The sequence below is a fragment of the Echinicola sediminis genome, assembly GCF_054777495.1.
This window is the reverse complement of sequence record NZ_BAAHAP010000148.1, coordinates 1-8,758: the sequence shown is the minus strand read 5'-3', so window position 1 is coordinate 8,758 and position 8,758 is coordinate 1. Positions and strand designations below refer to the sequence as shown.

Here is an 8,758-nt window from a genome sequence, read left to right as displayed (position 1 = left end):
CTGGTGGTCTCGCTGATTTTGGCACTGATCATTAACGAAGGAGTCAGAAACGAAGTCTTCGAATTATTATTCTAAAAATATAGAAAGCGGCGCCGGCCGCTTTTTTTTTTGCCTCAGTATTAAAATTTTGCGTTTAGGGCAGCTGGTGTGGTTTTGTCCCTTTATAAAATTACATTAACTTCAATGGCTAAAATAGCTGACATGGATCTCTATACGCCAGAATATTTTATGAACGAGGCCCTCAAGCAAGCCAGAATTGCTTTTGATGAAGGAGAGATTCCCGTGGGTGCTGTGATGGTATGTCGGAACAGGATTATCGCCAGGGCATACAACCAGACAGAAAAACTAACGGATGTCACCGCCCATGCCGAAATCCTGGCAATTACCGCAGCTTCTGATGCATTGGGTGCAAAATACCTTACAGAATGCGAGCTGTATGTTACTTTAGAACCTTGTGTCATGTGCGCCGGGGCCAGTTTTTGGGCGCAGCTAGGGGGATTGTATTATGCTGCATCTGATCCAAGGAGAGGCTATGGAAGACTGGACGGAAATTTGCTGCATCCAAAAACCAAGGTCAGGCATGGCCTCATGGGAGATGAGGCCAAGGCCTTATTGGATGTCTTTTTCCAAAAGTTGAGAAATTAAGAGTATTTAGGAATCCAGAGAACCATTTTGGGTGTATCTTGGTTTGAAGGATAGATATTTTGATAGGAATTATTATTTAATGTTAAACTATAAAATTTTATAAACAATGGCTTTTGAATTACCTCAATTACCTTATGATGTTAAAGCATTGGAACCAAGTATCGATGCAAAAACAATGGAAATCCACCATGGTAAGCACCATAATGCTTATGTTACGAATTTGAACAACGCAATTGCCGGTACTGACCTTGAAGGTAAAAGCCTAGAGGAGTTAATGAAAGTAGCAGGTTCTAATGCTGCTGTAAGAAATAACGGTGGTGGTCACTATAACCACTCCCTTTTCTGGACGGTTCTTTCTCCTAACGGCGGTGGACAACCTTCAGGTGATCTTGCTGCAGCAATTGATGCCAAGTTTGGTTCATTTGATGCCTTGAAAGAGGAGTTTAACAAAGCTGCTGCTACCAGATTCGGTTCAGGATGGGCTTGGTTGTGTGTAAACGATAAAAAAGAGCTGTGTGTGTGCTCTACCCCTAATCAGGACAATCCAGTAATGGATGTGGCTGAATGCCCTGGTACTCCTATCTTGGGACTTGATGTATGGGAGCATGCCTACTACCTTAACTATCAAAACAGAAGACCTGACTATATCTCAGCTTTCTGGAATGTGGTAAACTGGGAAGAAGTAGGTAAAAGATATGCGGCTGCCAAATAAGCCGGTGACGATTAAAATTAACTGAGAAAATTCCTCGGTCTGCCTTGCGGATCGGGGTTTTTTTGTGTCTAAATCGGACGTTTGAACTGTCCGCTTACGATACAGCTACAGGCGTCATTTTTTGATAAATCACCTTTTTTGGGTGTCCAGCCACCTTTTTTATTGATGGCATCAGATTTTCTAAGAGTATTGCTGGATAGCATAAACCAGCACATCATGAAAATTTCTTATCAACTATTTATTGTAATCTTTACTTTTCTGCTCGGAGCGGCCCAGGCCCTAGGGCAACAATCCGGAAAAGTGACAGGACAAGTCAAAGGCAGCAAGGGGGAAGCGTTGCCATTTGCCAATGTTGCTTTGTTGGAGGAGGGGTCAGGCCAGCTGATCACAGGGGCGGTATCGGATGATGCCGGGCAGTTTCTTATCGCCACTTCCAAGACCGGAAAAGTAACCTTGAGTGTTTCCACACTTGGGTACCGGACTTTTATTTCCAAGCCCTTTGATCTGAAAAGTGGGATGGAAAAGGATTTTGGAACCATCGCGATAGAAGAAGAAGCCACTTCCCTCAATGAGGTGGAGGTAAGGAGCAGCCGACCAGAGGTGATCATAGAGGCTGATAAGACAGTGGTAAATGTGGAGGGAACCGTGATGGCTGAGGGAAGTAATGCCTTGGATGTGATCGGTAGGTCCCCGGGGGTCTATGTGGACGCCGATGGGAAGATCAATTTGAACGGGCGGTCAGGTGTTATTGTCCTGATCGACGATAGGCAAACCTATATGAGTGCTGAGGATCTGGCCAATTTTCTACGGGCTATGCCTGCGGACAATATCAAAAGCATTGAGGTGATCAATAACCCTCCTGCCAAGTACGATGCGGAAGGAGCGGCGGGTGTGCTCAATATCAAGTTGAAAAAGAACGACTATAACGGGACCAATGGGAGTGTTCAGGCGGGACACTATTTCAATGGTCGTCACGCACCTTTTGCCGGGGCTACCCTTAATATGAAGCGAGGGAAATGGACCACCAATGCCAGCTTGAATTACAACAGCTGGGTGAGGGATATAGATCTGGAGATATTAAGGCGGTTTCAGTTGGAAAGTGGCCGGTCTGATTTTGATCAGGAAGCACTGCTAAGGCTGGGCGGAAAAAGTGTGTTCTTCACCGGAGGCGCGGACTATCAGATCAATGATAAGCATACAGTAGGGATCAATGTACAGGCTTCAGACTACAATGGGAAAAATAAGGGGCATTCTTTGACCGACATCAGTAATCCTGGCAACAGCGATATAAATCACCTGTTGGCTATAAATGATGCCGATAATGATAACAGAAGAATATTCACCAATTTCCACCACATCATTAACCTGGATACATTGGGGACAAAGTTTTCAACCGATGTGGATTACACTGCGGTGGATGGGAGCAGTTTGGGGATACTGACCAACAGTTATTGGCTGAATGAGGAGAGAGATGCCGGTACTATGGACAGGATCAGGACGGGCAATTCCATGAACTATACTATTTTGACGGCTAAAACGGATTTTGTCAAGCCGTTTGGGGAGGATCAAAAACTGGAGGCAGGCCTTAAGGGGAGCTGGGTGGAGTCGGATAATATGCTGGACATTTCCAGGAGCCAGGAAGATGGGCCTTTCGAGCCTGATCCCAATAGTAATCACTTTATCTACAATGAAAACGTTCTGGCGGCCTATACTTCCTTCAAGTCTCCCATCAGCAAGAAGTTGGATTTTCAGGCCGGTCTAAGGCTTGAGTACTCGGATATCACTGGAAATTCAGTCACCTTGAATCAGGTGAACAAACAAGAGTATGTAAACCTGTTTCCTAGCATGTATCTCCAACACAAAGTTTCCGATAAATACCAGATCAACTATAATGTCAACCGCAGAATAACCCGGCCAAATTATCACTGGCTGAACCCTTATGTTTTTTATGTGGATCCCTTAACCACTGAACGGGGAAATCCAAACTTAAAACCACAATATGCCACCAATATCGAAATGAGCCATGTGGTCAAGGGGATCTATCAATTCACCTTGGCTTATTCAAAAACCACTAATGCCTTTGGCCAGGTGATGACGCAGAATGAAGAAACCCGGGAGACCATCTTGCAGGGACAGAATTTTGATAAATCGGAAGACTTAAGTCTACGGATGATGGTGCCAGTAGATATCGCCGAATGGTACAGCACCAGTAATATGCTACACTTATATTATAAAACCTATGAGTCTCAGATAGGGGATGAATTCCTGGATATGCAACAGGTGTCCTATATGGCCCGGTCCCAGCACAATATCACCCTGCCCAAGGGCTTCAAAGTGGAGCTTGTTGGGATGTATTTGAGTCCTTTTCTGGAGGGACAGTTGGAGGCAAAGGGATTTGGATGGATAGATGCCGGTGTCACCAAAACCTTCAAGGATGATAAGTTTGCCCTGACCTTAAATGGCAATGATCTTTTTAGGATGAGGAATTTCCGGGGAAAAGTGAAGTTTGATAAGATTGATACCGAAGTGAGACAATATAACAGCCAGCAGTCAATTCGCCTGACCTTTAGATGGAAGTTTTCCAAAGGAGAAAACTTCAAAGTGTCCAACAGAAGTGGAAGTACAGAGGAAAGAAACCGCTTGGATTAAAGGAATTATTTATTTTGGTTTAACAGCAAAAAAAGTAGCCACTGGGTAGGGGCTACTTTTTTTATGTCGAAAAGGCTTTTGCCTTTTTGGCCGCCTGTTTAGAAACGTTGTGTGATTATTTGAAATGGTAAAGGAATACCAATTTACCTGTAAAGGCGGGTTTCCTTTGGTCTTTGATTTCCAGTTTGATATCCATTTCGGTTTTTATGGTTCCTCTGAGGTTGGTGATATTTGCCAGTTTGGCATGCAGCCTTACCTCACTGTCCACGATGACCGGTTGGGCAAAGCGCAATGATTCGATGCCGTAATTGACCAACATTTTCAGGTTGTTTACCCTGACGATTTGTTCCCATAGATAAGGAACAAGAGAGAGGGTCAGGTAGCCATGGGCAATCGTGTTTCCGAAAGCACCCTCTTTCTTGGCTTTTTCAGTATCCACATGGATCCATTGATGGTCTAAAGTGGCATCAGCAAATTTATTGATCTGCTCCTGTGTGATTTTATGGTATTCTGAAATGCCTAAAGGTTGGCCGATATATTTTTCAAATTCCTCAAAACTGTTGATCTCTAACTGGCTCATGAACGATGATTTATAAAGTTTAAAAGGCGAATATACGTAAAAGGAGGCAGATAGGAAACCGAGGCTTTCGTGAAAGTAAGAGAGGAATAATTTTAAAACTATAGGCATGACTTTAGGGTGAAAAATGTTACTTTAAGGAAAGAAACTACCTGTTTTGCGGGGAGTTTGGTTTTTTTAGTTAGTCACTATTTATATTTTGAAATGGATACAGTTTTTACCAAAGCAATTGCAGTTCTTTTTTTAGTTGTAACTGGCTTTCCTAAAGGAGTAAATGCGCAATCTGTCAATGAAGAAAAGAAGTTGTTTCATTCAACAGTGGAGAAGAATCTTAGTCTGGAGTTAACCACTGAGCATGAAGTGGTCTGTACAGTTCGTGAAAAGTTTACTGTGTTAAGTAAAGAAGGTTTGGGGCATGCTTATATAGCTATTTTTTATGATGAACTTACCAGAATAGAGGATTTTGCTGGAGAGGTTCGGGATGGCGTTTCTGGAAAGACAATAGAAAAATTAAAATTAAAAAACCTCAACGATGTTTCATTAATCGCGGATTACTCTGTTTTTGAAGATAACCGATTAAAGTATTTTGAGCTTTATTCAGGAAAGTTTCCCGTTGAGTTGGAATATGAATATACCACCAAAACAAGTGGGAATATGTCTTTTCCGGCATGGAGGCCTGAGGGAAAGGACGGTCAGCTCGTGAAGAATGCTGAGCTGACCCTTATCTATCCGGAATCGATGGGCGTGAGGTATCATTTGAGCAATATAGACCAAGAGGCAAAGGTTGTCAAAGAGGAAGGAAAGGTGAAGGCCCATTGGCGGCTCAGCAATCTTTTGGCGATGGGAGAAGGGGAACGGCACAAAGATAGCGTGGCGATGATCAAGATAGCTCCAAAGTCTTTTTCCATGGAAGGTTACCACTCTAATCTGGAAACTTGGGACGGATTGGGAAGGTGGATCCACAAAGTAAATCTTGACAGAGAGCTTTTGCCCGCTTCTGCCAAACAAAAAGTAGCAGAGCTTATTGATGGTACTGAAAATGATCTGGAGAAGATAAAGATTCTTTACCAATACATGCAGGATAATTATCGCTATGTCAGCATTCAGCTGGGCATTGGAGGATTAAGGCCAATGGCGGCAGCGGAGGTGTTTGATTTAAAATACGGAGACTGCAAAGCGCTTTCTATGTTTATGCATGCCATGCTTAAGGAAGCGGGAATAAAGTCCAACTATACTTTGGTGCGCGCCGGAAGCGATGAGGATGACATAGATGTTGATTTTCCTTCCAATCAATTCAACCATGTAATTCTCCAGGTTCCTTTTGAGGCGGATACGGTTTGGTTAGAATGTACATCCAGTACCTTGCCGGCCGGGTTTTTAGGGGATTTCACCATGGATCGCCATGTGTTGGTGGTGGATGAGGGTGGAGGGAAATTAATGAAGACTCCGTCATATCGATCTGCTGCATTCAATCAGATCAAGAACATTTCCAAAGTAGAATTGCTGGATCAGGGAATGGCAAAGATCAGACAGACCAAGGAGCTTGTAGGTTTTGCTGCCCAGGATTATATCTCTGCGCAATACCATCTAAATGAAAAGGATTTCCAAAAGCACCTTTATAATGACCTGCATCTCAGCGGAGCGCATATCGAGAATTATGGATTGGAGGTGGACAGGAGTGGGCTTGTACCTAAAGCCCTGCTAAGCCATGAAACCTTTCTCCAGAAATTTTACCAAAGTACAAGCAAAAGGGTGATCATTACTCCTAAATTTCAATCCGTTGATCTGGATAATCTCCATAACCGCAACATGCGGTGGGAGGAAGAGATAGAAATAGAAAGTTCCGAAAATATGGAACTTGAAAGCAGTATTGAAAACCTGGAATTGACAGAAGGTTATTTTGATTATCAGAAGCAACAAGTTTTTAGAGGCAATTTATTAAAGATCAATAGGACGGTGGATTTTCACTTTCCTGAAGGAGTCAGTGAGGAAGAAATTCGTAATACCCTCAAACAAATTGCAAAACTGGATGAGCAACCAATATTTTTAAGAAAATGATAAATAAAAGAAATTTACTATTGTTTGCCATCGGGCTGATGGTGATTTTGTCATCACGTGTTTTAAAGGCCCAAGAAATAAAATTGGGCAGATACAGTCAGGAGGAGTTGGAGATGAGTGAATGTGCTTTTGAACCTGAGGCCTCGGCTGTGGTATTGGGAGAGCAAGGAATCAGCTTTTTCAGCAACTCCCAGCTGATTACAGAAACAAAGCGCAGGATAAAAATTTTTGATGTCAGTGCAAAGGAATATGCAGATGTTATAATCCGTTTTTACGAAGGGGATGACCGGATGGAATCGGTATCAGGGCTGAAGGCGCAGGTGATGAATTATGAAAATGGAAAGGAAGAGATCATCAAGATGTCCAAAAAAGATTTCTTTGAAACTGAAGTGGGCAATGGGTATAAGGAAATTCGATTTACCTTTCCGAATGTGAAGGAAGGGTCTATTTTGGAATATGAATACAATATTTACAGCAAATCGCTGACTTTCCTGGATGGATGGTCATTCCAAAATGACATTCCCACCGTTTTTTCAAAATACCAAATAGAAATACCTGAGTACTTGGATTACCGTTTTTTAGGGCAAGGAGAACATTTTATCCTTGCCAACCAACAAAGAAAGGAAAGCGGAACCAATGAATGGGTTCTTGAAAACCTGAAGTCCATCAAGCCAGAGCCATATATGGAAAACTTTGTGGATTATCTTGACAAAATAGAGTTTCAGCTAGCGGGCTATAAGGATTTTAGTAACCAAGGACATTATACGCCGGTGTTGAGTACGTGGCAAAAACTGGCCGATGAACTTTATGATATTGAAAGTTTCAAGTCTTATTTTAGAAATAATGGTCCCTTTAAGGATCTTCAGGAGATCAAAATAGAGGGAGAAACGCAATTGGCAAAAGCCGAGAATATTTATCAGTACATTAAAGATCATTATACCCTAAACGATGAGAGGGGATTCGTCCCTGATCAATCAATGAGAAAACTCATTGAAGGAAGGGTGGGGAGCAAAGCAGAACTTAACCTCTTGTTGATCGCCATGCTTAGAGCAAATGATATAGAGGCATTGCCCTTGTTAATAAGCAGTAAAGGTAACGGTCGTTCTTATTTGGTTCAGTTTCCCTTCGTGAGGCAGTTCAACAGGCTGATCGTAAAAGCAGCTGTTGACGGCGAGGAGATGTATGGGGATACCTCCGATGAGTTTGTGCCTTTTGGTTATTTGCCCTTGTCCTGTCATGTGGAAGGAGGATTTTTGGTAAGAGAACAGGGGAGTGATTTGGAGCGGATAGGACTGGACCACAAGTCAGGTATCAAACAAATGGTGGACATCTCTTTGGAAGCAGACTCTTTGCATTATGATCATAAGGTGAGGTATTTGGATTACGATGCCATCAGTTTTTTGGAGAAGTATGAGGAAATGGATGTGCAAAAGGCAGGTGAATGGTTAAAGTTAGAGGACAATGCAGTGGTGTCCACTTATTCTATGGAGCAAACGGAAGGAAAAACCAAGCAAGTGGAAAATAGCTTTATGGTAGATAGGCTTGTCAACACGAACGCCGACATGGTTTTGGTCAATCCCATTATCATCGCACGCTTTAAGGAGAATCCATTTAAGATTGATGAACGAATTTTTCCGGTTGATTTTAATTACCTTATCAGCGACAATTATATCGCCAATATAAAAATCCCAGAAGGCTATGAGTTGGATGACTTTCCAGAACAACTCGTAATATCCATACCGGGAGGGGCTGCTAAATTTGTTTATATCCCCCAAGAAGACCCAGGCAACAATATGTTGCGGATCAATATTATGTTTGATTTAAAGAAGGAGATGGTTCAGCCTCAGGAGTATCCTGGCCTGAAGGCGTTCATGGAATATGTGGTCAATAAGATTCAAGAACCAGTGGTACTGAAGAAAAGAGCTGGAGCATAATGTAGGAAGTACGAAGTACGAAGTGGGAAGTGAGAAGGTCACTTCGTACTTCGTACTGGGAGTGTTAGCTAAACTCTGTCCTTTCCCTTCCCTGGGGCTAGCCCCAGGGAAGGGAAATTTCCACTAAATAATTAGGTTTCCGTATTGATGTCCAAACTGATCCTCCCCTCAAATTTAATGGCC

At 42.6% G+C, this 8,758-nt stretch carries 6 protein-coding genes; 5 read left to right on the top strand and 1 reads right to left on the bottom strand.

Annotation, left to right across the window (positions count from 1 at the left end; translation table 11 throughout):
• Window positions 1-201: 201 nt before the first annotated feature.
• The 3 genes from ACYVAA_RS21415 to ACYVAA_RS21405 all read left to right on the top strand — a co-directional run bounded on the left by ACYVAA_RS21415 (window position 202) and on the right by ACYVAA_RS21405 (window position 4,006).
• On the top strand, window positions 202-645 hold the full coding sequence (locus ACYVAA_RS21415; RefSeq protein ID WP_460545786.1) for a nucleoside deaminase: 444 nt from the start codon (window positions 202-204) through the stop codon (window positions 643-645).
• A 106-nt stretch (window positions 646-751) separates the two neighbouring features.
• Window positions 752-1,357: a superoxide dismutase gene (locus tag ACYVAA_RS21410; RefSeq protein ID WP_460545783.1), complete on the top strand. Its 606-nt coding sequence runs from the start codon at window positions 752-754 to the stop codon at window positions 1,355-1,357.
• A gap of 216 nt (window positions 1,358-1,573) precedes the next feature.
• Window positions 1,574-4,006 carry an outer membrane beta-barrel protein gene (locus ACYVAA_RS21405; protein WP_460545780.1) on the top strand — a complete coding sequence of 811 codons (2,433 nt, stop codon included), beginning with the start codon at window positions 1,574-1,576 and terminating at the stop codon, window positions 4,004-4,006.
• Window positions 4,007-4,121: 115 nt separating this feature from the next.
• On the opposite strand, the gene ACYVAA_RS21400 is transcribed toward ACYVAA_RS21405, so the two are convergent.
• Entirely contained in the window at window positions 4,122-4,586 is a 465-nt protein-coding gene (locus ACYVAA_RS21400; protein WP_460545777.1) for a MaoC family dehydratase, read from the bottom strand.
• A 201-nt stretch (window positions 4,587-4,787) separates the two neighbouring features.
• Here ACYVAA_RS21400 and ACYVAA_RS21395 point away from each other — a divergent pair, with 201 nt between their 5' ends.
• Together ACYVAA_RS21395 and ACYVAA_RS21390 are read left to right on the top strand one after the other, a co-directional pair.
• Window positions 4,788-6,641: a DUF3857 domain-containing transglutaminase family protein gene (locus ACYVAA_RS21395; protein WP_460545774.1), complete on the top strand. Its 1,854-nt coding sequence runs from the start codon at window positions 4,788-4,790 to the stop codon at window positions 6,639-6,641.
• Window positions 6,638-8,575 (top strand): DUF3857 domain-containing protein, encoded by a 1,938-nt coding sequence (locus ACYVAA_RS21390; protein WP_460545771.1) that lies wholly within the window; start codon window positions 6,638-6,640, stop codon window positions 8,573-8,575. Before ACYVAA_RS21395 ends, ACYVAA_RS21390 begins: the two co-directional genes overlap by 4 nt.
• Window positions 8,576-8,758: the final 183 nt, after the last annotated feature.